The sequence below is a fragment of the Sinomonas sp. P47F7 genome (genome assembly GCF_049332655.1).
Lineage (GTDB): Bacteria > Actinomycetota > Actinomycetes > Actinomycetales > Micrococcaceae > Sinomonas.
Map to the genome: position 1 here is coordinate 3,547,112 of NZ_CP186327.1, position 23,380 is coordinate 3,570,491.

Genomic DNA, 23,380 nt, shown 5'->3' on the forward strand with positions numbered 1-23,380 from the left:
AACGGCGTTACTTCTTGGCGTGGACCGCGGGAAGCACCTGGACGATCGAGGGGCGGGGGGCCCGCACGGCGCCCGCCGGAGCCGCGCCGTCGGCGCCCACCGGTGCCGCGCCCGCGGCGCCGGCCGGGACGTAGTCCGGAAAATACGAGTGCGGTGCGGCGAACGTGCCTTCTTCGCCCGGGTGCTGGACGGCGACGAACACATGCCGGTCGGCGTCTCGGACCACGGGGCCGCACGTCTCGGCGTCACGCGGCACGGACAGGAACTGCTCGACCTTGCCGCGCTCGGGGCCTTCGAGCGTCACGCGGAACAGGCCGTCGTTGTAGCCGATCGCGCTGGGTGCGCCGTCGGTCGCGAGCCACATGTAGCCAGAGGAGTCGAACGCGACGTTGTCGGGGCACGAGATGGGCGAAACCTTGTCCGCCGGGTAGCCGGCGAAGTAGGTGGCTTGGTTCTTGGCCGGGTCGCCGCACACGAGGAGGAGGTTCCAGCCGAACGTCGTGGCGGTCTGGTCGCCGCCGTCCTCGGTGATCTCCACGATGTGGCCGTCGCGGTTCTGCCGGCGCGGGTTCGCCTCGTCCGGGGCCGCGTTGGCACCGACGCCGCGGTTAGAGTTGTTCGTGCAGACCACGTAGACCTTGCCGGTCACGGGGTGGGGCTCGACGTCCTCGCAGCGGTCCATCTTCGTGGCGCCCGCGAGATCGGCGGCGAGTCGCGTGAACACGAGGACCTGCTCGACGCTCATGCCCGGGATCGCGGACGTGCCGTCGACGACGAGCGGGAGCCATTCGCCGCGCCCGTCGAACGCGCCGTCCGTGGGGAGCTTGCCCGAGCCGTCGATCTCCGCGGCGGGCGAGTTCCCCGCGAAACGCGCCACGTAGAGGTTGCCCTCGGAGAGCAGGGTCTTGTTGTGCTCGCGGTCTGCCGCGCCGGTGCCGGGCCGGTAAGTGCCCTTCGAGACGAACTTGTAGAGGTAGTCGAAGCGCTCGTCGTCGCCCGAGTACGCGACGACGCGGCCGTTCGCGGCGATGTGGACGTTCGCGCCCTCGTGCTTGAAGCGCCCCAGGGCGGTGTGCTTCTTCGGCGTCGACGTGGGGTCGAGCGGGTCGACCTCGACGATCCAGCCGAAGCGGTTGGACTCGTTCGCGTAGTCCACGTTGCGGGTGTCGAAGCGCGGCTCGTCGAGCTCCCACACGCGGGCCGTGGCGCGGTTGGCGAGGCCGTACCGCTTGTCCTCCTTCGACGTCCCCGCGGTGCGGAAGTAGCCGTTGAAGTTCTCCTCGCCAGAGAGCACGGTGCCCCACGGCGTCGTGCCGCCTGCGCAATTGCCGAGCGTCCCGCGGACGATGCGGCCCTCGCGGCCCTTGGGGTCGCTCGGGTTCGTGAGGAGTCTCGAGCCTGCGGCGGGGCCGGTGAACTCGAAGACTGTGTCCGTGAGGAACCGGCGGTTGAGCGGGGCGCCCTTGACGTAAGTCCACGCATGGTTCTTGTTCTGCCGCTCGAGCTCGACGACGCTGAGCCCGTGGGCGGCCCGCGCGACGGCGCGCGTTCCGGCGGGATCGGCGGCCGCCTGGGCGTCCGAGAACATGATGCCCTCGTTCGTGTACTCGTGGTTCGTGAACAACACTGCCCGCTTCCCGGCGGTCCCGGGCAGCTCGATGATGTCCGTGTAGTCGTTGTTGTAGCCGAACTGGCGGGCCTGCGCGGCGGCGGTCTGATGCTCAAGATCGAACGCGGGGCTGTCGTCGAAGAGGCCGTCGCCCCACCGGATGATCGGGCGCCAGGCGTAGCCGTCCGGGACAGTGAGCTCGTCGACGAGCTTGTCCACGGGGCGGATGGGGGTGAAGTCGAGCTTCGAGTTGGGCGCCTTGGGCAGGGGCGCGGCGGGCGCGAACGAGGGCCCAACCGACGACAGCGCCGCCTCCGCGCGTCCGGCCGGCTGGCCGCCGGTGAACGCGAGCGTGAGCGCGCCGGCGAGGCCGAGCCCGAGCGCGGAGCGCCGCGAGAGCTCGCCCGCGACGACGTCGCGGAAGTAGCCATTGGACGATTCGTTGCAGACCTCCCCGAGGCACGCGTTGTCGCACTTGAGCGCGCACGTCACGGCGCTGCGCTTTCCGCGGACGTGGCCGAGCATCGGCAGGACCGGGCGGCGTTGATCAGACATGGGTTCCTCCGGGGGTGTGGGTGCGGTCGGTGCGGTGGAGCGAGTGCACTCAGGACACCATTCCCCCCGAAATCCCAGTCTATTTTCAGGTTAATTTCAGGAAAACGTGCTTTCGGCTGATTTGTCGGGGTCCGATGGCAGACTGGCGCCATGCCGGACACCCCCAAACCCGACAGCGCCAAACCCGACTCCCCCAAACCCGACAGCGCTGAGCACCGCCGCCTCGCCGAGTCCCCGGGCGATTCCGATCCGTGGCGCCTCTGGGGCCCGTATCTGGCCGGGCGCCAGTGGGGAACCGTGCGCGAGGACTACTCGGAGGAGGGCGACGCGTGGGACTTCTTCCCGTTCGACCACGCTCACCGGCGGGCCTACCGCTGGGGCGAGGACGGGATCGCGGGCCTGTGCGACCGGTTCGGCTTCCTCAATCTCGGTGTCGCCCTCTGGAACGGCCGCGACGACCGGCTCAAGGAGCGGTACTTCGGCCTCACGAACGGCCAGGGCAACCACGGGGAGGACGCGAAGGAGCATTGGTGGCACCTCGACGCGACCCCGACGCACTCGTGGGCCAAGACCCTGTACCGCTACCCGCAGGCGGCGTATCCGTATGAGGACCTCGTGCGCACCGCCGCGAACCTCTCCCGCGCGGCGCCCGAGTACGAGCTCGTGGACACCGGGATCCTGAAGGAGGATCGCTTCTTCGACGTCGAGACCGTGCACGCGAAGGCCTCCCCCGACGACGTGTGCGTCACGATCACGGCGACCAACCACGGCCCCGACCCGGCCCCGCTCGACCTCGTCGCACAGCTGTGGTTCCGCAACACGTGGGCGTGGGGTCGGGACGAGCGCGTCCCGCAGCTGCGCAGGCTTCGGCCGCCCGAGCTCCGGCCCGGCGGGATCGTCGCGGTCGAGGCCACGCACGGGTTCCTGGGCCGCTACGTCCTCGCGGCAGACAGTGCCGTTCTAGGCTCGCACCGGGCCCAGCCCGAGGTGATGTTCTGCGACAACGAGAGCAACGACGTCGAGCTCTTCGGCGCACCGGAGAACCGCTCGCCCCACCCGACGGACGCCATCGACGCGGCGATCGTGCGCGGAGACCGCTCCCTCCTCAACCCAGCGGGGACCGGCACGAAGGCCGCGGTCCGCTGGCATTTCCCGGCGATCGCCCCGGGCGCGAGCGTGAGCGTGCGCCTGCGTCTCACGGGCGAGACGCTCCCGCTCGATCCGTTCGGCATCGGCTTCGACGACGTCCTCGCGGACCGGGAGCGGGAGGCGGACGAGTTCTACGAAGCCCTCATGCCGGGCGGATTCTCGAAGCGATCGGGGCGGACGACGGCGGAGGACGCCTTCGTGGCGCGGCGCGCCTTCGCGGGGCTGCTCTGGGGCAAGCAGCACTACCGCTACTCGGTGCGCGAGTGGCTCGAGGGCGATCCCGCCTTCCCGGACCCGCCCGGCCAGCGGCAGGGGCTGGGCGGGCGCAATGCGACGTGGCGGCATCTTGCCCTCGCGGACGTCATCTCAATGCCGGACGAGTGGGAGTACCCGTGGTTCGCGTCGTGGGACCTCGCGTTCCACTGCGTCGCGCTCGCCCATGTGGACCCCGAGTTCGCGAAAGCCCAGCTCGTGCTCCTGTGCCGCGAGTGGGCCATGCACCCGGACGGGCAGCTCCCCGCGTACGAGTGGGCGTTCGGCGACGTGAACCCGCCGGTGCACGCGTGGGCCGCGTGGCAGGTCTACTGCATCGACGGAGCCCGCGACACGGACTTCCTCACGCGCGTGTTCGCGAAGCTCCTGCTGAACTTCTCGTGGTGGGTCAACCGCAAGGACGCGGACGGCTCGAACCTGTTCGAGGGCGGCTTCCTCGGCATGGACAACATCGGGCTCTTCGACCGCTCGAAGGGACTGCCCGAGGGGCATCGGCTTGAGCAGTCCGACGCGACGAGCTGGATGGCGTTCTACTGCCTGACCATGATGCGGATCGCGCTCGAGCTCGCGCGCGAGCATCGCGTCTGGGACGATCTCGCGACCAAATTCCTCGAGCACTTCCTCTCGATCGCGGACGCCATGGACACTTTCGGAAGCGCGGGCGTCGAGCTGTGGGACGAGGAGGACGGCTTCTTCTACGACGTGCTCGTGGCCAGCGATGGGAGCCAGGAGCGGCTGCCGGTCCGGAGCATGGTCGGGCTCCTGCCGCTCCTCGCGGTCGCGGTCGCGCCCGAGTGGGCGTCCGACGAGCTTCCGGACTTCGCCCAGAACCTGCACTGGCTTCAGCGGCACCGTGCGGACGAGATGGGCGCGCTCCTGCGGGCCACGGGCGCCGGAACGAACCAGGACGGCAGCGCCGGCGGGGGCTCGCGGCTCACGCTCGCGGTCCTGCACGGCGAGCGGCTCACGCGCGTGCTCGCCCGGCTGCTCGACGAGAACGAGTTCCTCTCTCCATACGGGCTCCGCTCGCTCTCGGCCGCGTATCGCGAGCCGTTCACGGTCGACGTCGCGGGTCAGCCCATGAGCATCGCCTATCTGCCGGGCGAGTCGGATTCGGGCCTGTTCGGCGGGAACTCGAACTGGCGCGGGCCCGTGTGGTTCCCCGTCAATGTGCTCGTGGCCGACGCGCTCGCCGTCTTCGCGGAGGGCTCGGGGGCCGAGGTCACGGTCGAGTTCCCCACGGGGTCGGGAACGCACGTGCCGCTCGGCGTCGTCGCCCGCGAGCTCGAGGGCCGGCTCGTGCGGCTGTTCCGGGCGGACGACGGCGGGCGGCGGCCGAGCACGCCGCGGCACCACCCGTCGGGCCCCCTGTGGGACGCGCACCCGACGTTCAGCGAGTACTTCCACGGCGACACCGGCGCGGGCCTCGGGGCCTCACACCAGACCGGCTGGACGGCCCTCGTGGCGCACCTCATCTGCCGTCAGGCACAGGCCGCGACTCAGGATCCAGCCAACACGCCGTAGCCCAAGACCTGATAGCACCGGCGCAGCCGGTCGAGCCACCATGCTCGCCGCTCCGGCGGGGCCGCGTGCTCGGCGAGCAGCTCCGGGTCCGGCGCCACGTCGCCCGCGAACACCGGGCCAACCGGGAGGCAGCCGCCGCTCGGCACGAGGGGCGGGCGGACGACGTCGTGCGCGAAGAGCGCGCCGGTGCCGAGCCCGCACGCGTGCGGGAGCTCGGGGAGCGCCGCCGCGAGCGCGACCCCGGCGGCGAGCCCCACCGACGTGTCGAGAGCCGAGCTCACGACGGCGGGCAGCCCCGCCTCGCTCACGATCGCGAGCGCCCGCCGCACTCCCCCGAGCGGGGCGGCCTTGACGATGATGAGGTCGGCGGCGCCCGCCCGGGCGACTCGGAGGGGATCCTCGGCCTTGCGGACGCTCTCGTCGGCGGCGATGCGCACGGGTGTCCCCGCGGCGGCGAGCCGCGACCGGACCGCCGCGAGTCCCTCGATCCCGTCGGCCGGCTGCTCGGCGTACTCAAGCTCGAAGGGCGCGAGCGCCGTGAGGGCCTCGACCGCCTCGTCGACGCTCCATGCCGCGTTCGCGTCGACGCGCAGGGCGGCGTCCGGAAGGGCCTCGCGGACCGCGGCGACGCGCGCGACGTCGTCCGCGAGCGACTGCCCGCGCTCGGCAACCTTGACCTTGACCGCGGTCACGGGCCCGTACTTCGCGAGGACCTCGGGCACGCGCGCCGCGGGAACGGCCGGGACGGTCGCGTTGACGGGCACGCTTTCCCGCACGGGCGCCGGAAAGCCCTCCCACGCCGCCTCGATCGCCGAGGCGAGCCACCGCGAGGACTCGGCGTCGCCGTACTCGAGGAACGGCGCGAACTCGCCCCACCCGGCAGGCCCGCGCACCAGCAGCGCCTCGCGCTCGAGGACGCCGCGGAAGCGCACGGTGAGGGGCAGGCGGACGACGGCGGCGCTCGCCACGAGCTCCCCGAGCGGCGGGAGCGCACGGGGCGGGAGGGCGGGTTCAAAGCCCGTCATGCCGCGACCCTCAGGACGAGCCACGCCGCGGCGCCGCACAGCGCGATCACGACGGCGAACGAGAACAGCCAGAACGCCGACGCGACGCCGGTCTTGCGAGCGAGGATGAACGCGTCCGAGCTCGAGAGCTCGCGGCGGCGCGTCGTATGGACGGACACGAGGTTCCACCAGTCGCGGACGGCGCCGAGCACGAGCGCGACCCCCACGCCGAGCGTGAGATGCCCCTGGAGGTCGGGCGGCACGGCCACGACGAGAATCGCCACCGCGACGATCGCGCCGAGGAGAATAAGGACGCCCTGAAGGTTCCGGATGAACAGGAACACGGCGAGCAGCACGACGACCGCGCCCGAGAGCGCGGCCCGGCCCCATCCGGCCGCCGAGGCAGCGACGAGCGCGGCGCCAACGACTGCGGGCGCGGGGTAGCCCCAGAACCCGAACCACACCGCACGGCCCCGGCCCAGGCCCTGGGTCGTGCCGCCCTGATCCATGCGGAGCGTGATACCCGTGACCCGCATGCCGGTCAGAAGGCCCGCGAATGCGTGGCCCAGCTCGTGGACGATCGTCACGAAGCGGCCGAAGAAGCGCCAGAGGACCGGCACGACGCACAAGGCCGCCGCCCCGACCACGAGCCACACGAGCTCGGCCGCGGGCACCACGAGCGGCGCGGTATGCGTAAACCCTTGGACGAACGCCGCCCACCATTCCTGGACCATCATCCCCGACCCTAGCGGAGCGGACTGAGAGTCACCCAGCTGGGAAAGCGCACACAGCCGCATGTGCCACCCTTGAAGACATGGCATCCACCCGAGCGCGCCCCGACCCGCCCAGTCCGCCGCGGCATGCGACGACGCAGAACGGGACTGCACAGAACGGGACGACACAGCACGGGACGACGCCGCGCGACACCGTCGCCGGTCCGGGGATGTTCGTCGCCGCCGCGCTCGCGTGCGCGATGGGCGTCGCGGGCACATATTGGTTCTTCGTCCGCACCACGACCGGCCAGTACATCGACGAGTCGGCCCTCGACGAGGCGGTCGAGCTCTACGGGGGCCGCGCTGCGAAGGCGGCGCTCGGGTTCTTGGACGCCCTGCCGACCATCGCCGTCGTCCTCGGCATCGGGGGGTTGATCTATGCGGCCGTCGTGAAGGGCCGCTGGTCCGCCGCCCTCATCGCGTTCGCGGGGGCCGCGCTCGCGAACGTGGCAACGCAGGTGCTCAAGGCATACGTCTTCACGCGGCCGTTCCGGGGCGTCGAGACGCTCATGGACAACTCGCTCCCCTCGGGCCACACGACGCTCGCGGCCTCGGCCGCGGCGGCGGTGTTCTTGGTGTCGTCGCCCGCGTGGCGGCCGTTCGTCGCGTGGGCGGGCGGAACGTTCGCGATCCTCTCGGGCGGTGCGACGCTCGTGAACCAGTGGCACCGGCCGTCGGACGTCATCGCGGCGTTCCTTGTTGTCGGCGCGATCATGTCCCCGGCCGGCTGGCTCATCATGCGGACCGGCGGGCGCCGGAACTCATGGCGCGGCTTCGGGAGCCACTGGGCCGCCTCACGCCTCTGGCTCGCGCTCCCCGTACTCGCGGGGCTCTGTGCCACGGGCCTCGCGGTCTCGCTGCTCACGAGACCCGCGGCGGGCTCGGGGATCACGAGTACGACTCATTACTTCTGGGCCGGCATCTCCCTCATCGTCATCAGCGGCTATCTGCTGACCGTCGCGGCGACCTGGCTCTTCGCCGTCTCCGCCAGGCGGGACTGAACGCCCTTCCCCAACTCTCGGCAAGCTCTCAGCCATCCACCCGTTGCGCTCCCGCCCCGGTGGCCGTTAGCCTGTGCAATATCCATTCATTGGACTAATCGGCCCGCCGAAACACCGCTTCGGGGCCGCCGAACGGCACGACTGCTATTGGGGGCAGCCGTGCCGTTCGACTTTCGGCTCGGGCCGCCAAGACAAGAGCTGCTAGCGATACCCGTCGACGATGGCCGCGGCGATCTCTCGGTAGGACCGCCGGGTCTCGGGCCGCAGGGCGGAGAGCGAGATGAGATCGCCGTCCGCGATCGCGTTGTCGTGCGGGACGCTGATGAGCACGCGGCACATGCCCCCGAGTGTTGCCTCGATGGCAGCCTTGTCGACGCGTGCCGAGACGCCGTCCTTGTCGGTGACGACCACGATCGCGTTGCGTGCGAGCTCGGCGAAGCCATGCGACGCGAGCCACGCGAGGGTGTCCCGGGCCCGCTTGGCGCCGCTCACGGCGAACCCCGCGGCCACCACGACGTTGTCGGCGTTCTCGAGGATTCCGCGCATGGCCGGACGGCTCACGCCTGTCCCGCAGTCCGTGAGCGTGACGCCGTAGTGGCGGGACACGAGGTTGTAGACGCGGCGGTAGTCCTCGGCCGTGAGCGAATCGGAGAGCTCGGGGTCCTGTTCCCCCGCGAGCAGGCGCAGGCTCGCGGACTCGTGGAGATACGAGTCCAGGGCGTCCCGGGATTCGTCGTTCCCGATGTCCTGAAGAAGCCGAGTGATCGTGAGCTCGCGCTCTGACTCATAAGCGCCCTCGCCGAGCGCGCGTTCGATCAGATCGCCGGCGTCCGGGTTAGTGTCGATCGCGCACACGCTTCCCGAGCGGATGCCCGCGAGCGTGAGGCCCACGCCAACCGTGGTGGACGTCTTGCCAACCCCGCCCTTGAGGGAGAGGAACGCGGTGTTCTGGCTGCCGCCGATGCCCCGACGGATCCGGCGATCGAGCTCGGCCTCGGCCCGCTCCTCCGCCGACTGCCCGAAGATCGCTCCGCCGCTGATCCGGTGCAGCCATCCGCGGAAGCCGCGCAGCCCGGTCACCTCTTCCACGGGCTTGACGAAGCCTGCCGGCTGCTCGCCGGGCACAAGCGCCGGGAGCGGCTCGGGCCGGGGAAGCAGCCCAGGCTCAAGGCTTTCGAGCGATTCGGCACCACCCCCGAGAGACTCGCGCGCCCCGATGCGCGCGGGCTCAGGGCGGACGACGTCGGGCTCGGACTCCCCGGGCTCAGTCGCCTCAGGGTCGTGCCCATGACGGTCGGGCCAATCAGGATCGGACCAGGCGGGATCGGACGAGGCGGGATCGGACGAGGCAGGATCGGGCCAATCAGGGTCACGCCACTCCGGCGCCCTCTCGGGCATGGCAGGCAGCAATTCCGGCGGAAGCGATTCCGGGAGCGAATCGGGCCCGTCCTCCTCCGGTGCGGGATCCTGCCCTCGTTCGGCCTCCTGCGCCTCGCGCAGCTTGCGAAGTTCTCGACGGGTCATCGGCACCACGCTATCGATTGGCGCCGCGTCCCCGGCGCCAGTCTGCCGCGCTCCGTCGTCGACCATTACGACCCTTTCGTCTCTGGCCCCGCAGGCAACTCTAGTGGAGGCTGCTGATCGCCTTCAGTCGCCCGATGAAGAGCCGGGACTGTTCGGGGCCGTACGGGAGGATCGGGATGGCCTTGGTCGCGTCGTTCGGCGATTCCCGTGTGGCCTGCCGGGCGGACCGCACCGCCATGGCCATGGTCTCCGCCATCGTGCGAACTGCGACGTCGGTGCACAGCGCCCCGTGACCGGGCACAAGGTGCTCGTAGCGGTGGCGCAGAGCCGAGATGTGCCGCAGGACGTCGGCCCATTCCTCAGGGTACGCGTCGCTGAACTCGGGATAGCCCTCCTCAACGAGATCACCGCTGAACAGCGATGAGGAGGTGCCGACAAGCAGGTCGCCGTCCGTGTGCCCGCGGCCGAGGTAAAAGAGCGTCACGGTCTGGCCGCCGAGGTCCAGGAGTACGGGCTGGTCGCGAACGATCGCCTGCGGGACCACGATCTCCGTGTTCTCGCCCTCGCCAGCCGCCATCTCGGGCTCCCGGTCGGCGACCTCGGCTCGCACCTGGTCCGCGGCCGAGGCGATCGCGGCCGAGGCGATCGCGGCCGCCGCGTTCTCGTGCGCCCAGAACTCCTCGACCCCGGCCGCCGCAAACACGGCATTGCCGAAGAAATGGTCGTAATGCGCGTGCGTATTGACGACGACGAGCGGCAGCTCGGTCTTCTCCCGCACCGCCTCGAGGATCTGGCTCGCCTGGCGCGGGCCTTCGCCCGTGTCGATCACGAGAGCACGCTCGGAGCCGACCACGAGGCCGACGTTGAGCCGCAAGGGCTCGAGGCTAAGCCTGTACGTCTCGCCGCCGAGATCGAGCCATTGAGCCATGTGCCGCACGTCCTTCATATCCGGGATGGTGGTGGTGGTCCGATTCTGCCACGGCGTTCAGAGGTCGGCGAGAATGCTGCCCGGATGTTCGACGGCGTCGGCGACGTAACGCAGGAAGCCTCCGGCCGTGCCGCCGTCGCACACGCGATGGTCGAACACGAGGGTCAGCTCGACGACCTTCCGCACGGCGAGCTGGCCGTCGACGGCCCACGGCCGGTCCACGATCCGCCCGACGCCGAGAATGGCGGCCTCGGGATAGTTGATAATTGCCGCACTGCCGTCGACCCCGAACACGCCGTAGTTATTGAGCGTGAACGTGCTGCCGCTCAGGTCGGCTGGGGTGGCCTTGCCGTCCCTGGCCACGGCGGCGAGCCGGCGCAGCTCGGCGTCGAGGCGACGCGCGCTCAGCGCATGCGCGGCGCGGATGCTCGGCACCACGAGCCCGCGGTCCGTCTGGGCCGCGAAACCCAAGTTGACGCCGTCGAACGCGACGATCTCCTGGCCGCCGTCGGCCGCGGTCTCGATCCTCGAGTTGAGCTCGGGGAATTTCGCGAGGCCCGCCACGACGAAACGCGCGATGAACGCCAGCAGGCTCGGCGTGTCCTCGGGGTCGCGGCGCTTGAGGTCGGCACGCAGCTCGACGAGTTCGGTCGCGTCGGCATCGACCCACACGGTCGCCTCGGGGATCTCGGAGCGGCTCCGGGACATCGCCTGGGCGACGGCGCGGCGCATCCCGCGCATGGGCGTGCGGGCGGCGATGCCGAGACCAGTCGAGGCGTCAGTCTCGCCCTGGCCAGGGATCGCAGCCGAGCCGGCGAGGGTGCGCGCGGGCTCGGCGGCGGCTGTCTGTGACGTCGCCGGCTGGGCCGCCGACTGGGCTGCCGGCGCCGAGACCTCGACGTCGCGCCGGAGGATCAGGCCATCCGGCCCCGAGCCCGAGACGGCGCGAAGATTCACGCCCAGATCGCGGGCGAGCTTGCGGACGAGCGGGGAGACGACCCGGATGGCCTGCGCGGGCAGGGTTTGGGCCTGGCTCCCCCCGGGTGCGGCGGCATTCTGAGTCGCAGGAGCCCCCTTGCGGCGCCGGGTCCGCGCGCCGGACGACGATCCGGACGTGCCGTAGCCGATGAGCACGTTGCCGGACCCTGAGGGCGCGTCCGATCCCGCGCGCTCCTCGGTCCGGTAGGCCTCGGCGCCGGCCTTCCCATCGTCGCCAGCCGAGCCCCCGTGGCCAGCCGTCCCCTCGTCGATGCTGATGAGCGGGCGGCCGACGTCGAGCGTCTCCCCCGGCTGCCCGTGCAGCACGGTCACGACTCCCGCGAACGGCGACGGCACCTCGACGACGGCCTTGGCCGTCTCGACCTCGACGATCGGCTGGTCGACCGCGACCGAGTCGCCCACGGCCACGAGCCACCGCACGAGCTCGGCCTCGGTGAGGCCCTCGCCGAGATCCGGAAGCAGGAAATCACGCGCCACGGCCATCAGTCCTCCCACTGCAACTCGTCGAGGGTGTCGAGGATGCGGTCTACCCCGGGCAGGTACCAGTGCTCGAACTTGGGCGGCGGGAACGGGATGTCGAACCCGGTCACGCGCCGCACGGGGGCCGCGAGCGAGTGGAAGCAGCGCTCCTGCACGCGGGCCGTGATCTCGGAAGCGACCGAGGCGAAGCCCTGCGCCTCCGCGACCACGACAGCCCGGCCGGTCTTGCGCACCGACTCGCACACCGTCTCGTCGTCGAACGGGACGATGGTGCGGAGGTCAACGACCTCGACCGAGCGTCCCTCAGCAGACGCGGCCTCCGCCGCGGCGAGCGCGGGCGGCACGGCGGGCCCGTACGCGATGATCGTCGCGTCCGTCCCAGGGCGGACGACGGCGGCGCGCCCCGCAGCGCGCCCGGCACCCTCGTATTCGGCGCGCAGCGCCTCGAGGTCCACGGCGTCCTTGGACCAATAGAGCTTCTTGGGTTCCATGAAGACGACCGGGTCGTCGCTCGCGATGGCCTCCCGGAGCAGCCGGTACGCGTCCGCGACGCTCGACGGCGTGAACACCTTGAGGCCCGGCGTGTGCGCGTAGTACGCCTCGGACGAATCGCAGTGGTGTTCCACTCCGCCGATCCCGCCCGCGTAGGGCACCCGGATGACCATGGGCAGCGTGACCCGGCCGCGCGTGCGGTTGTGCATCTTCGCGACGTGGCTCGCGATCTGTTCGAACGCGGGGTAGGCGAACGCGTCGAACTGCATCTCGACCACGGGACGCATGCCGTTCATGGCCATGCCGAGCGCCATGCCGACGATCCCGGACTCAGCCAAGGGCGTATCGAAGCAGCGCTGCTCGCCGAACTCGGCCATGAGGCCGTCGGTGACGCGGAAGACGCCGCCCAGCTTGGCGACGTCCTCGCCAAAGACGACGACGCCGTCGTCCGCTCGCATCGCGTCAGCCATCGCGGTGGTGAGCGCCTTCGCGAAGGTCACGGGCTCGGGCCCGGCAGTGGCGGCCGCGCGGGCGGCGGCGGCCTCGGCAACCGTGCTCATCGGTGGTCCTTTCTCGACTGTGCGTCGCGCGAATCCTCGTCGCGCGAAAGCTCATCGCGGGTCATCTCATCTGCGAGAAGAGCCGCCTGCTCGCGCAGCTGCGGGGTCGGTTCGGTGAAGACGTGGCGGAACAGGTCCCGCGGGTCGAGCGCGGGCTCGACGCTGAGGCCATCGCGGAGCTGCTGGGCAATGTCTTCGGCATCGCCCGCGAAGTCGGTTTCGACGTCATCCGTGAGCGCGCCGGTCGAGCGGAGGTAGTGCCGCATGCGGTTGAGGGGGTCCTTGAGCGCCCAGGCTTGGACCTCGGCCTCGTTGCGGTAGCGCGTCGCGTCGTCGGCGTTGGTGTGCGCCTGCATGCGATACGTGTTCGCCTCGACGAGGAGCGGCCCGGAACTACTGCGGGCCAGCGTCACGGCGCGGTCGAGGACCGCGAGGAGGGCCACGATGTCGTTGCCCTCCACGCGCTCGCCCGCCATGCCGTAGCCGACCGCCTTGTGGGCGAGCGACGGCGCGACCGACTGATGCGCGAGCGGAACCGAGATCGCGTACTGGTTGTTCTGGACGAAGAACACGACGGGGAGGTGGAAGACCGCGGCGAAGTTGAGGGCCTCGTGGAAGTCGCCCTCGCTCGTCGCGCCGTCGCCGCACATCGCGAGCACCACGGTGTCCTCGCCGCGAAGCTTTGCCGCGTGGGCGACGCCAACCGCGTGCAGGAGCTGGGTGGTCAGCGGGGTGCTCTGGATCCCGACGTGGTGCGCGTGGGGATCGTAGCCGCCGTGCCAGTCGCCGCGGAAGAGCGTCATCGTCTCGACGGGATCAACGCCGCGGGTCATGACGGCCACCGAGTCGCGGTACGTCGGGAACATCCAGTCGCCGTCTCGGAGGCACAGGGCGGCGGCAACCTGGCAGGCCTCCTGGCCATGGCTCGACGGGTAGACCGCGAGGCGGCCCTGCCGGACGAGCGCCGAGTTCTGGTCGTTGACTCGCCGCCCGATCACGAGGCGACGGTAGGCCTCGAGGAGCTCGCGATCCGTGGGGACCGGATATTGGTGGCCGGGGCTCGAGCCGCGCCGGTCCTCGGGCAGCATCGTGCCGTCCTCGGACAGGATCTGGATCTGGCCGTGCACGGGGAGCATGTAGTCCTCGATGCTGATGCCAAAGCGCTTGATGGCCTCCTGGGCCTCCGCGGGAATGGTCATGATGCCTCCTCGCAGCATGGGTGTTGACACAAGTATCCGCTGGGCGTCCTATTCGTATCCACAAATGGCAGAAACCTTGGAATCTTGGAAGCAAACCGGGAGAATCTATAGACGAATCGCAATGAATGACCCAGATCACAGGAGGCCCCGTGGACGATGTGGACCGCGCAATCCTCGGCCAGCTCACGGAGGACGCCCGGCAGTCCGTGACGACCATCGCCGAGAACGTGCACATCTCGCGCGCGCACGCCTACAACCGGATCGCCAAGCTCCAGGAGCAAGGCATCATCACGAAGTACACGGCGCTCGTCGATCCTCTCAAGGCCGGGCTCCGCTCAAGCGCGTACGTGACCCTCAAGGTGCGCCAGCACTCGTGGCGCGAGCTGCGCGAGCAGCTCAAGGCGATCCCGGAGGTGCACCACATCGCCCTCGTGGGCGGTGACTTCGACGTCATCCTGCTCGTGCGGGCCCTAGACAACACCGACCTGCGACGAGTGGTCTTCGACCAGCTGCAGAACATGCCCGGGGTCTTGGACACCCAGACGTTCCTCGTCTTCGAGGATCTGGACACGCGGTAGGCAGGCAGGTCTGACCGGACTCCCGGCCAGGGGCCGCCCGGTCAGCCCGCGCACGAAAGCCGGCGCCTCGGCCGAGATGCGGCACCGGGGAGCCTGACCGGCGGGGAGTAGTACTCGTGCCCGGTTGGCGCGACGGTGACGATGTCGCCGCGGGTTCCGTCGTCGTCTGCCGCGGAACCGCCGACTACCGCCTGCTCCCACCCCGGCGATTCCTTTGCGTGGTTGCACGCCTCGCAGAGCCCTTGGCCGTTCTCCACACTCGTCTCGCCGCCCTGCACCGCGGGAACCACATGATCGATATGGCGTATCGGCGCATCGCAGAACGGAGTCCTGCACCGCTGATCGCGAATCTCGATGAAGTCGGCGAGGGCGCGCGGGAATCGACGCGCCTTCGAGTCCATGGCCGCGAGCTCGCCCGTTGACGGGTCGAGGTACAGCCGCCTGAGCCAAACTCCTGCGAGCGCAGCGGCGCCAGGTCCTGGCGGGACCTGAGTGCCCTGCGGAGGCACACCCGCTGCAGATCCCGTGCCTACCGCCGTCGCCGCGACCATGCCGCGAGCCTGGGTCGCGGTGATCGTGCCGTAGCCCTGAAGCACCGCAGACTCCCGCGCGCCCGCGAACAGCGAAGCATCCGTCATGACGAGCCCGACCCGCAGCGGCACGGCGTCCGCGTGCGCCTGGCCTGTGACGCGCTCGACCAAGGTATCGGCCGCGACCTGCCCGGCGGTGCGATCGCCGCCTGCCAGACGCTCGGCGGCCGCGGCCTGCCGCAAAGCTCCCTCGACCGCCGCCGCCTGGGCCACCGGAAGAATGGCGGTAAGCTGGGCCATCGAGTCGGGAAGCCGCCGAACAGTGACTCGTCGGCGAGCCTCGGCCTCACGGACTCGCGCGAGCTGGGCGGCGTCGTCGATCGCGTCGACACTTGCCCGCACGGCGTCTTGAACCGCGCGATCCCCGAGCCCCTCGAGCCGCCGAGGATCGCCGCACAGCTCCACGTCGACCGAGGCTCGATCAGCAGGCGAGAGCACCTCGACCCCCTCGGCCAGCCAGACCGCGCGATCTTCGTTGAGCCGCCCCGCAGAGAGGGCGTCGAGCGTGTGCGGCATCTCCCCCACGATTCGTTTCGCGGCCGCCAGAAGCCGCGAGCCCTTCGACGGCGAAACACTTCGCGCCAACGCAATCTGCGAGGCAGTTGATCGCTCTCGCGCCTTTACCGCGCTGCGGCCGGTCTTACCCTCAAGGGCGACCGCCCGCGCGTCGTCCCCTGAGGCGCACAGTTCGGCGAACGCGACTTGCGCGCGCGCCTGCTCGGCAGACGCTGCGGCTTTGAGCCGTTCGAGGACTTCAATGCGGTCGATCAGCTCGGGCCCGGTCAAGCGCGAGCTTCCCCGCGAGGAGCCAAGGCGCCCCGCGAAGAACTCGATGTCCCGGCGATCGGGCCCCGACTCGTCGCGCCCCAGGATCCCGTTGACAGCACCTCGCCAATCCCCCACATTGACCATGCGATCAGTATATCGAACAGAAGTTCGATCACCAAAAGTCAATTCGCAGTTGTTTTCGAGAAGATCGCGTAGGATCGAGCTCATGGCAGAGGTCATCGACTACTCGTCCCCTGGGCCGTTCACGAGCCTTGACGGCATAGACTCGCGTGCGCTCGAGCCTGTCGCTGATGATCCCGTAGGCATCTGCCTGCCAGTCCACAGCCTGGTCATCCAGCCCACCGACGCGCAGGCGTTGAATCTCCCTGCACATCGCTTCGACGAGAATCAGATTCGGCCCGCAGACTCGCTGGTCCGGCGCTTGCTCGCGCTGGACCCGGCACCGTTGACCACGGCCCGCGAACCGCACAGGCGCTTGGTCGGGACCTGCCGGCATTTCGCCGTGCTGAGCTGCGCCCTCCTGCGCTACCGAGACGTAGCCGCCCGCGTTCGCAGTGGCTTCGCCACCTACTTCCAGCCCGGACAGGGGCTCGACCACTGGATCACCGAGTATTGGGACGAGAGCGACGCGCGCTGGATCCGCATCGACTCGGAAATCCTCGGGCAGACCGTGGTGGCCTCCCCGCACGACCTCCGGCCCGGAGAATTCCTTACCGGCGGCGAGGCGTGGGAGGCCTATCGGCGCGGCGAAATCGACGCTTCCGGGTTCGGCGTCCACGGAACCCAGAACTGGGGTCCGGCCGAGATCCGCGGCAACGCCGTGAAGGATCTTGCAGCCTTGAACAAGGTCGAGACCCTTCCGTGGGATGAGTGGGGGCGCATGACCGATGCCTACGCAGGAAGGACCGGCGCGGACTACGACGCCCTGCTGGACGAGCTGGCGGGCGTGTGCGCCACGGACGATCCCGCAGCCGTGAGAGCGCTGTACGACTCCGAGGATTTGCGGGTGCCGGAAGACCTGATCCGCTGACGATGACGAGACCCCTAGTGGTGGAATGCCACCGCATGCCCTGGGTTCGGGAACGCCGACTCCGCGGAGTCGAGGAACTCGACGGCGGCCCGCAGATCCTCGAGGAAGCTCTCGGCGAGGTCGCGCGTGAACCCGTTGCGCACCACGACGCGCTGAACCGTGAGGTCCGCGAGGCCGTCCGGCATCGGGTAGGCCGGGACGAGCCAGCCTGCCATGCGGAGCCGGTCGGAAAGGTGGTGAAGGTCCCACTTGTCCGTGTGGCCGGGCTTGAGCCGCCACGCGAAGACCGGGATGTCCGAACCGTCGTTCCAGAGCTCGAACGGCGCCATGGCCCCGATCTCATGTGCGAGGTACTCGGCCACGTCGCGGCACGAGGCATGCACCGCGCGGTAGCCCTCGACCCCGAGACGCAGGAACAAGTAGTACTGCAGGAGCACCTGCGCCCCCGGGCGCGAGAAGTTGAGCGCGAACGTGGGCATGTCGCCGCCGAGATAGCTCACGTGGAACACGAGATCGTCGGGCAGCGACGCGCGGTCCCGCCACACGACCCACCCGAGCCCCGGGTAGACGAGCCCGTACTTGTGCCCCGAGGTGTTGATCGAGACGACCCGCGGCACGCGGAAGTCCCACTCGAGCTCGGGCTGGAGGAACGGTGCGACCATCGCGCCGGAGGCCCCGTCAATGTGGATCGGCACGTCGAGACCGGTCGAGGCCTGGATCGCGTCAAGGGCCGCCGCAATCTCCTGCACTGGCTCGTACATGCCCGTGTACGTGACACCCATGATCGCGAGGACGCCGATCGTGTTCTCGTCGACGTACTGCTCGAGCCCGTGGCCGTCGAGGACCCGATGCTCGGCGGAGATCGGCACGTACCGCGGCTCGACCTCGAAGTAGTTGCAGAACTTCTCCCAGCACACCTGCACCGCCGAGCTCATCACGAGGTTCGGGCGGTCCGTGGGCTTCCCCGCGGCGCGGCGGGCGTGCTGCCACCGGCGCTTGAGCGCGAGTCCCGCGAGCATCGAGGCCTCGGAGGAGCCGATCGTGGACGTGCCGACGGCGCCGGCCGGGTCGGGCGCGTTCCATAGGTCCGCGAGCATGCGCCAGCAGCGGTGTTCGATCTCCGCGGTCTTGGGGTACTCGTCCTTGTCGATCATGTTCTTGTCGACGGTCTCGGAGTACAGGCGCCCGGCCTCGGGCTCCATCCACGTGCCGACAAACGTCGCGAGGTTGAGGCGCGCGTTGCCGTCGAGCATCGCGTCGTCGTGGACAATCTGGTACGCGGTCGCGGGCAGGGACGTGCCCTCGGGCATCGTGTAGCGGGGAAACTCGGTCGCCTCGCCCGGACGGCTGAACAGCGGGTTCAGCTCGACGTTGACGGAGGACCTGTTGGTCGACTGCTTGGCTGCTTGATGGGACGTTCTGCGAGGAGCGGTCACGCGCCCCAGCCTATGAGACGGGCTACTTCCCCGAAAACACCGGCTTTCGCTTTTCTTGGAACGCCTTGAACCCCTCGCGGTAGTCCTCCGAGTCGCACAATGCCGCCTGCGCCTTGTTCTCCGCGTCCATCGATTCCCACAGCCCGAGGCGGCGGTCACGGATCTGGGACACGAGTTCCTTCGAGGCCACGAAGGCGCCCGTGGCGCCCTGCGCGACCCGCGCCACGACGTCGCGCGTGCGCTCGAGCAGCTCGTCCGCGGGGAAAGCCCGGCTGAACAGGCCGGCCCGGACGGCCTCCTCGCCGCTCATGAGCTCCCCCGTGTAGACGAGGTCGAGCGTGCGATGCATTCCGAGGCGCTCCGTGAAGTACCAGTGCCCGCCCGAGTCGAGCGTCGCGCCGAGGTTGGCGAACGGCGAACCGATCTTGGCGTTGTTCGCGACATAGACGACGTCGGTCGCGAGCAGGAGCCCGAGGCCCACCCCGAGTGTCGCCCCCTGGGCGGCCGCGAACGTCGGGGCGGGGAACGCCGCCATCTTCTGCATGAGCGGCGTGACGAGCCCGCCGAGGTAGCCGAGGACGTCGTCGTCCGCCGGGTCGACGCCCGAAATGTCGCGGCCTGCACAGAACGCGCGGCCCACTCCGCGCAGGAGCAGCGCCCGCACCTCGCCGCGCGAGGCGGCGGCAGCGGCGTCGTCGTACGCCCGGGAAAGCTCGGCGAGCGCGGAAGGGTCGACGGCGTTGAGCTTGCCCGGGGCGTCGAGGACCACCTCGGCGACGCCGCCCTCTATGGTCAGTGAAATCACGGAGCGCTCCTCAGCATCGGGGCGGGCGGGTTCTTACGCATCAAAGTCGACTGTCACTGCCTCGGACGTGGGGTGCGACTGGCAGGTAAGGACGTAGCCGCGCTCGATCTCGTCGGGTTCGAGGGCGTAGTTCTCGGTCATCTCGACCGTACCCTTGACGAGCTTCGCACGGCACGTGCCGCACACGCCGCCCGCGCACGCGAACGGGACGTCGGCGCGGACGCGGAGGGCCGCGTTCAGGATCGTCTCGTTCGCGGAGACCGGGCTCTTGACCACGCCGGAGAGGCCATCGAGGCGGAACTCGATCTCGAACATCTCCCCGGACTCGTCCTCGACCACCGGCCGGCCGATGTTGCCCTCGAGGCGCGTCGGCGTGCCGGTCGTGAAGAGCTCGAAGCGCACCCGCTCGGGCTCAACGCCCCGCGCCGAGAGCGTGTCGCGCACGAGCTGAACGAGCTCGAAGGGCCCGCACAGGAACCATTCGTCGACGTCGTCCGCATGGATCACGGTGTTGAGCAGCGTGGTGAGCTTTTCGGCGTCGACCCGGCCTGAGAGGAGCGGCGAGATCCGCTGCTCGCGGGAGAGAACGTGGTGCAGCGCGAACCGCGCGGGGTACTTGTCCTTGAGGTCGGCGAGCTCCTCGACGAACATGACGTCCATCGCGGCCTTGTTCGCGTAGACGAGGTCGAAGCGCACGTTCTCATTCGCGGCGAGGACCGTCTTCGCGATCGCGATGACCGGCGTGATGCCGGAGCCGGCCGCGACGGCGACGAACGTGTGCTCGCGCTCCGTGTCGATGCTCGTCGGGTCGTTGAGGCCGGTCATCTTGTGCTTCGAGATGAACGCGCCCGCCGGGCTCATGACGTCGAGCGTGTCGCCGGCCGTGAGGCGCTCGTTGGCCCACGTCGAGAACTGGCCCCCGAGGTCCTTCTTGATCGCGACGCGGATCTCGCTGCTGCCGTCCACGAAGCGCCGCGGCACCGCGCAGATCGAGTAGCTGCGGCGGATCTCCCGGGCCTCCCCGGACGCCGGATCGGGGAGCTGCGAGCGGAGCGCGACGTACTGCCCGGGGACGTAGTCATACTCGTCGGCGAGCGCGGCCGGGACGGCGAAGGTCACCTCGATCGCGTCGTTGGTCAGGCGGCGCACCTCGCTCACCTCGAGCGTGTGGAACGACGCACGACGGCGGGTGGTGCCGATGTCGGTCAGCTGGTCGGTCATCTACAACACCTTGAAGTAGTCGAAGGGTTCGTGGCAGTCCTGGCACACGTAGAGCGCCTTGCACGAGGTCGAGCCGAACCGGGACAGCTCGCGAGTGTGAAGCGAGTGGCAGCGTGGGCACTTGACTGCGAGGCCGAGCTTGACGGGGCCGGCGGGCCTGGCGTGCGCCGCGCCCGTGGGCGGGGCGATCCCGTACTCCGCGAGCTTGGCCTTGCCTTCCGCCGTCATCCAGTCCGTGGTCCACGCCGGCGCGAGGACGAGGTCTACCTGGACCCGCTCGTGGCCCGCGTCGTGGAACACGCGCTCGAGGTCGTCGCGGATGGCGTCCATCGCGGGGCAGCCCGAATACGTCGGGGTGATGGTGAGGCGCACCGTTCCGTCCGCATCGACGCGGCCGTCGCGGAGGATCCCGAGATCGCGGATGCTGAGCACCGGGATCTCGGGGTCGTTGACGGTCGCGGCGAGGTCCAGGACGTCGGCGTCGGTCGCAATGTTGCCTGTCGTTACCATGTGGCACCCGGGTGCTTGCGCGCGAGGACCTGCATTTCCGCGAGGAGGTAGCCGAGATGCTCCGTGTGGAGGCCGCGGCGCCCGCCGCCCATGGCCCGCGGGAGCGCGGGCAGGGACAGCGTGGCCTCGTCGATCGCGGCGGCGATCTCCGCGTCGAACTCGCCGCGCAGCGTCGACGGGCGCACGCCCGCCTCGCCGATCCGATCGAAGAGCGGATCGTCGTCGAACAGCTCGTCGACGTACGGCCACACGAGCTCGAGCGCGGCCTGCATGCGAGCGTGCGATTCCTCGGTGCCGTCGCCGAGGCGGAGCGTCCACTGCTTCGCGTGGTCGCGGTGGTAGTCGACCTCCTTGAGGGCCTTAGCGGCGATGGCCGCGATCGTCGGGTCGGTAGAGTCGACGAGCCGCGAGTAGAGGAGGTGCTGGTAGACCGAGACGATGAGCTGGCGTGCGATCGTCACGCCGAAGTCGCCGTTCGGCTGCTCGAAGAGCCAGGCCGAGCGGAACTCCTCCTCTTCGCGCCAGTAGGCGAGATCGTCCTCGGACTTGCCGAGCGCGTGCCCCGCGTAGATGAGGAACGAACGCGCGTGGCCCAGGAGGTCGAGCGCGATGTTGCCGAGCGCGATGTCTTCCTCGAGCTCGGGGCCGCGCGAGATCCAGTGGCTCAGCCGCTGCGCGAGGATGAGCGAATCGTCGCCGAGGCGCAGCGCGTACTCCGCGACGCCGTCGTTCGGCTTCTCGGGGCTGAGCGCGATGTCCTCGGGTCGCAGGGCGTTGCCTGGGGTGACTCGGGTGGCCGACGCCGCGGCGTCGCCGAAGCTGTCGAGCGAGTGGTCAGTGCGGGCCGACTGGGGTGCCTGGGCCGATTGGGGTGCCTGGGCCGATTGGGGTGCCTGGGCCGGTGTCACAGATGCTTCACGCCTTCGCTCTTGGTGTAGTACGTCGCGTGGCGGTAGTCCTTGCCCTGCGGCGACTCGAAGAACGAGCCCTTCGCGTCGGGGTCGGAGGCCGTGATCGCGTCCGACGGAACAACCCAGATCGACACGCCCTCGTTGCGGCGCGTGTACAGATCGCGGGCGTTGCGCAGCGCCATCGCGGCGTCCGGCGCGTGGAGCGAGCCCGCGTGGACGTGGGAGAGGCCGCGGCTCGAGCGCACGAAGACCTCCCAGAGGGGCCAGATGTTGGTCTGCTCGCTCATCAGGCGGCACCTACCTTCTTGAGTTGCTTCTCCGCGTAGGCGCGAGCGGCCTCGCGGACCCATGCCCCGTTCTCGTGCGCCTCGTGGCGCCGCGCCATGCGCTGCGCGTTGCACGGGCCCCGGCCCGCGATGACGTCCTTGAATTCCTGCCAGTCGAGCTCCATGTGGATCCACGTGCCCGTCTCCTCGTCGAAACGGAGGTCGGGGTCCGGCAGCGTGAGGCCGAGCACCTTGACCTGCTCGACGATCATGCCCACGAACCGCTGCCGCAGTTCGTCGTTGGAGAAGCGCTTGATGTTCCACGCCATGGACTGCTTCGAGTTGGGCGAGTCGTCGTCCGGCGGGCCGAACATCATGAGCGCGGGCGCATAGAAGCGGTCGACGGCGTCCTGCGCCATCCGCTTCTGCTCCGGCGTGCCGTGGGAGAGTTCGAGGAGGATCTCGAAGCCCTGGCGCTGGTGGAACGACTCTTCCTTGCAGATGCGCACCATTGCGCGCCCGTAGGGGCCGTAGCTCGCGCGGCACAGTGGAACCTGATTGGCGATCGCCGCGCCGTCCACGAGCCATCCGATCGCGCCCATGTCCGCCCAGCTGCGCGCCGGGTAGTTGAAGATCGAGGAGTACTTGGCCTTGCCGTCGAGGAGCTGCTGGTTCAGCACGTCGCGCGGGGTTCCGAGGGTCTCGGCTGCCGAGTACAGGTAGAGCCCGTGGCCGGCCTCGTCCTGGACCTTCGCCATGAGGATGGCCTTGCGCTTGAGGCTCGGGGCGCGCGTGATCCAGTTGGCCTCGGGCTGCATTCCGATGATCTCGGAGTGGGCGTGCTGCGAGATCTGGCGCACGAGGGTCTTGCGGTAGGCCGCGGGCATCCAGTCCTTCGGCTCGATACGAGAGTCTTCGGCGATGATGCGGTCAAAATACGCCTGGCCTGCCACGTCCGCCTCGGACAATTCCACCGGGGACGCGGGCGCAGGCACGGGCTGCAGGGGCGCAGCTGCCATAGCTCCTCCTCAAATAATTACCGACCGTTCGTTCAGAATATGCGGGAGGGCAGGCCTCGTCAAGCCGCATCAGAGCAGTGAGATCCGCCAAATCAGGGCTAAAGACCGATGGTCCCGCGCCGAATCCGGGCGGTTAATGGCTTTCAGGAAAGGTC

General features: G+C 69.8%; 20 protein-coding genes. 4 read left to right on the forward strand and 16 right to left on the reverse strand.

Annotated elements, in window-relative coordinates:
- Positions 1 to 7: 7 nt before the first annotated feature.
- The gene (locus tag ACOKR1_RS16670) at positions 8 to 2,164 is read right to left on the reverse strand and encodes a PhoX family protein (RefSeq protein ID WP_422934045.1); all 2,157 of its coding nucleotides are present in this window, start codon (positions 2,162 to 2,164) and stop codon (positions 8 to 10) included.
- Positions 2,165 to 2,314: 150 nt separating this feature from the next.
- On the opposite strand from ACOKR1_RS16670, the gene ACOKR1_RS16675 reads away from it, so the two are divergent.
- Complete coding sequence (locus ACOKR1_RS16675) at positions 2,315 to 5,110, forward strand: MGH1-like glycoside hydrolase domain-containing protein (protein WP_422934046.1); 2,796 nt, start codon at positions 2,315 to 2,317, stop codon at positions 5,108 to 5,110.
- Here ACOKR1_RS16675 and ACOKR1_RS16680 read toward each other — a convergent pair.
- Positions 5,086 to 6,135 carry an o-succinylbenzoate synthase gene (locus ACOKR1_RS16680; RefSeq protein WP_422934047.1) on the reverse strand — a complete coding sequence of 350 codons (1,050 nt, stop codon included), beginning with the start codon at positions 6,133 to 6,135 and terminating at the stop codon, positions 5,086 to 5,088. The two genes, ACOKR1_RS16675 and ACOKR1_RS16680, sit on opposite strands and share 25 nt — an antisense overlap.
- Complete coding sequence (locus ACOKR1_RS16685) at positions 6,132 to 6,851, reverse strand: M50 family metallopeptidase (RefSeq protein WP_422934048.1); 720 nt, start codon at positions 6,849 to 6,851, stop codon at positions 6,132 to 6,134. The genes ACOKR1_RS16680 and ACOKR1_RS16685 overlap by 4 nt, the downstream gene beginning before the upstream one ends.
- Positions 6,852 to 6,928: 77 nt before the next feature.
- On the opposite strand from ACOKR1_RS16685, the gene ACOKR1_RS16690 reads away from it, so the two are divergent.
- Positions 6,929 to 7,888 carry a phosphatase PAP2 family protein gene (locus ACOKR1_RS16690; protein ID WP_422934049.1) on the forward strand — a complete coding sequence of 320 codons (960 nt, stop codon included), beginning with the start codon at positions 6,929 to 6,931 and terminating at the stop codon, positions 7,886 to 7,888.
- A gap of 201 nt (positions 7,889 to 8,089) precedes the next feature.
- On the opposite strand, the gene ACOKR1_RS16695 is transcribed toward ACOKR1_RS16690, so the two are convergent.
- The 5 genes from ACOKR1_RS16695 to ACOKR1_RS16715 all read right to left on the reverse strand — a co-directional run bounded on the left by ACOKR1_RS16695 (position 8,090) and on the right by ACOKR1_RS16715 (position 14,070).
- Positions 8,090 to 9,412: a MinD/ParA family protein gene (locus ACOKR1_RS16695; protein WP_422934050.1), complete on the reverse strand. Its 1,323-nt coding sequence runs from the start codon at positions 9,410 to 9,412 to the stop codon at positions 8,090 to 8,092.
- 100 nt (positions 9,413 to 9,512) lie between these two features.
- Positions 9,513 to 10,340: an MBL fold metallo-hydrolase gene (locus tag ACOKR1_RS16700; RefSeq protein WP_422934051.1), complete on the reverse strand. Its 828-nt coding sequence runs from the start codon at positions 10,338 to 10,340 to the stop codon at positions 9,513 to 9,515.
- Between the two features lie 57 nt (positions 10,341 to 10,397).
- The gene (locus tag ACOKR1_RS16705) at positions 10,398 to 11,822 is read right to left on the reverse strand and encodes a dihydrolipoamide acetyltransferase family protein (RefSeq protein ID WP_422934052.1); all 1,425 of its coding nucleotides are present in this window, start codon (positions 11,820 to 11,822) and stop codon (positions 10,398 to 10,400) included.
- Positions 11,822 to 12,871: an alpha-ketoacid dehydrogenase subunit beta gene (locus ACOKR1_RS16710; protein ID WP_422934053.1), complete on the reverse strand. Its 1,050-nt coding sequence runs from the start codon at positions 12,869 to 12,871 to the stop codon at positions 11,822 to 11,824. Before ACOKR1_RS16710 ends, ACOKR1_RS16705 begins: the two co-directional genes overlap by 1 nt.
- Positions 12,868 to 14,070, reverse strand: coding sequence for a thiamine pyrophosphate-dependent dehydrogenase E1 component subunit alpha (locus ACOKR1_RS16715; protein WP_422934054.1), 1,203 nt, complete (start codon positions 14,068 to 14,070; stop codon positions 12,868 to 12,870). Before ACOKR1_RS16715 ends, ACOKR1_RS16710 begins: the two co-directional genes overlap by 4 nt.
- A gap of 125 nt (positions 14,071 to 14,195) precedes the next feature.
- Here ACOKR1_RS16715 and ACOKR1_RS16720 point away from each other — a divergent pair, with 125 nt between their 5' ends.
- A complete protein-coding gene (locus ACOKR1_RS16720) occupies positions 14,196 to 14,648 on the forward strand; it encodes an Lrp/AsnC family transcriptional regulator (protein ID WP_422934055.1) in 453 nt (150 codons plus the stop codon).
- 41 nt (positions 14,649 to 14,689) lie between these two features.
- Here the strand turns inward: ACOKR1_RS16720 and ACOKR1_RS16725 are convergent, their stop codons facing one another.
- Positions 14,690 to 16,150, reverse strand: a complete 1,461-nt coding sequence (locus ACOKR1_RS16725; protein ID WP_422934056.1) for an HNH endonuclease — start codon at positions 16,148 to 16,150, stop codon at positions 14,690 to 14,692.
- Between the two features lie 82 nt (positions 16,151 to 16,232).
- Here ACOKR1_RS16725 and ACOKR1_RS16730 point away from each other — a divergent pair, with 82 nt between their 5' ends.
- The gene (locus tag ACOKR1_RS16730) at positions 16,233 to 17,057 is read left to right on the forward strand and encodes a transglutaminase domain-containing protein (protein WP_422934057.1); all 825 of its coding nucleotides are present in this window, start codon (positions 16,233 to 16,235) and stop codon (positions 17,055 to 17,057) included.
- 14 nt (positions 17,058 to 17,071) lie between these two features.
- Here the strand turns inward: ACOKR1_RS16730 and ACOKR1_RS16735 are convergent, their stop codons facing one another.
- Genes ACOKR1_RS16735 through paaA form a run of 7 tightly spaced genes read right to left on the reverse strand, consistent with a single transcriptional unit; the run spans position 17,072 to position 23,225 of the window.
- On the reverse strand, positions 17,072 to 18,493 hold the full coding sequence (locus ACOKR1_RS16735; protein ID WP_422934058.1) for a glutamate decarboxylase: 1,422 nt from the start codon (positions 18,491 to 18,493) through the stop codon (positions 17,072 to 17,074).
- A gap of 22 nt (positions 18,494 to 18,515) precedes the next feature.
- A complete protein-coding gene (locus ACOKR1_RS16740) occupies positions 18,516 to 19,298 on the reverse strand; it encodes an enoyl-CoA hydratase/isomerase family protein (protein WP_422934059.1) in 783 nt (260 codons plus the stop codon).
- A 33-nt stretch (positions 19,299 to 19,331) separates the two neighbouring features.
- Positions 19,332 to 20,519, reverse strand: coding sequence for a 1,2-phenylacetyl-CoA epoxidase subunit PaaE (gene paaE / locus ACOKR1_RS16745; RefSeq protein WP_422934060.1), 1,188 nt, complete (start codon positions 20,517 to 20,519; stop codon positions 19,332 to 19,334).
- Positions 20,520 to 21,029, reverse strand: coding sequence for a 1,2-phenylacetyl-CoA epoxidase subunit PaaD (gene paaD, locus ACOKR1_RS16750; protein ID WP_422934061.1), 510 nt, complete (start codon positions 21,027 to 21,029; stop codon positions 20,520 to 20,522).
- Positions 21,023 to 21,937 carry a 1,2-phenylacetyl-CoA epoxidase subunit PaaC gene (paaC, locus tag ACOKR1_RS16755; protein ID WP_422934062.1) on the reverse strand — a complete coding sequence of 305 codons (915 nt, stop codon included), beginning with the start codon at positions 21,935 to 21,937 and terminating at the stop codon, positions 21,023 to 21,025. Before paaC ends, paaD begins: the two co-directional genes overlap by 7 nt.
- A complete protein-coding gene (gene paaB / locus ACOKR1_RS16760) occupies positions 21,934 to 22,227 on the reverse strand; it encodes a 1,2-phenylacetyl-CoA epoxidase subunit PaaB (RefSeq protein ID WP_422934063.1) in 294 nt (97 codons plus the stop codon). The genes paaC and paaB overlap by 4 nt, the downstream gene beginning before the upstream one ends.
- Entirely contained in the window at positions 22,227 to 23,225 is a 999-nt protein-coding gene (gene paaA, locus ACOKR1_RS16765; protein ID WP_422934064.1) for a 1,2-phenylacetyl-CoA epoxidase subunit PaaA, read from the reverse strand. Before paaA ends, paaB begins: the two co-directional genes overlap by 1 nt.
- Positions 23,226 to 23,380: the final 155 nt, after the last annotated feature.

Excerpts from the sequence above, each read along its gene's own strand:
- ACOKR1_RS16670 (WP_422934045.1), bottom strand. The coding sequence starts at position 2,164 with ATGTCTGATCAACGCCGCCCGGTCCTGCCGATGCTCGGCCACGTCCGC.
- ACOKR1_RS16675 (WP_422934046.1), top strand. The coding sequence starts at position 2,315 with ATGCCGGACACCCCCAAACCCGACAGCGCCAAACCCGACTCCCCCAAA.
- ACOKR1_RS16680 (WP_422934047.1), bottom strand. The coding sequence starts at position 6,135 with ATGACGGGCTTTGAACCCGCCCTCCCGCCCCGTGCGCTCCCGCCGCTC.
- ACOKR1_RS16685 (WP_422934048.1), bottom strand. The coding sequence starts at position 6,851 with ATGATGGTCCAGGAATGGTGGGCGGCGTTCGTCCAAGGGTTTACGCAT.
- ACOKR1_RS16690 (WP_422934049.1), top strand. The coding sequence starts at position 6,929 with ATGGCATCCACCCGAGCGCGCCCCGACCCGCCCAGTCCGCCGCGGCAT.
- ACOKR1_RS16695 (WP_422934050.1), bottom strand. The coding sequence starts at position 9,412 with ATGACCCGTCGAGAACTTCGCAAGCTGCGCGAGGCGCAGGAGGCCGAA.
- ACOKR1_RS16700 (WP_422934051.1), bottom strand. The coding sequence starts at position 10,340 with ATGGCTCAATGGCTCGATCTCGGCGGCGAGACGTACAGGCTTAGCCTC.
- ACOKR1_RS16705 (WP_422934052.1), bottom strand. The coding sequence starts at position 11,822 with ATGGCCGTGGCGCGTGATTTCCTGCTTCCGGATCTCGGCGAGGGCCTC.
- ACOKR1_RS16710 (WP_422934053.1), bottom strand. The coding sequence starts at position 12,871 with ATGAGCACGGTTGCCGAGGCCGCCGCCGCCCGCGCGGCCGCCACTGCC.
- ACOKR1_RS16715 (WP_422934054.1), bottom strand. The coding sequence starts at position 14,070 with ATGACCATTCCCGCGGAGGCCCAGGAGGCCATCAAGCGCTTTGGCATC.
- ACOKR1_RS16720 (WP_422934055.1), top strand. The coding sequence starts at position 14,196 with ATGACCCAGATCACAGGAGGCCCCGTGGACGATGTGGACCGCGCAATC.
- ACOKR1_RS16725 (WP_422934056.1), bottom strand. The coding sequence starts at position 16,150 with ATGGTCAATGTGGGGGATTGGCGAGGTGCTGTCAACGGGATCCTGGGG.
- ACOKR1_RS16730 (WP_422934057.1), top strand. The coding sequence starts at position 16,233 with ATGGCAGAGGTCATCGACTACTCGTCCCCTGGGCCGTTCACGAGCCTT.
- paaE (WP_422934060.1), bottom strand. The coding sequence starts at position 20,519 with ATGACCGACCAGCTGACCGACATCGGCACCACCCGCCGTCGTGCGTCG.
- paaD (WP_422934061.1), bottom strand. The coding sequence starts at position 21,029 with ATGGTAACGACAGGCAACATTGCGACCGACGCCGACGTCCTGGACCTC.
- paaB (WP_422934063.1), bottom strand. The coding sequence starts at position 22,227 with ATGAGCGAGCAGACCAACATCTGGCCCCTCTGGGAGGTCTTCGTGCGC.
- paaA (WP_422934064.1), bottom strand. The coding sequence starts at position 23,225 with ATGGCAGCTGCGCCCCTGCAGCCCGTGCCTGCGCCCGCGTCCCCGGTG.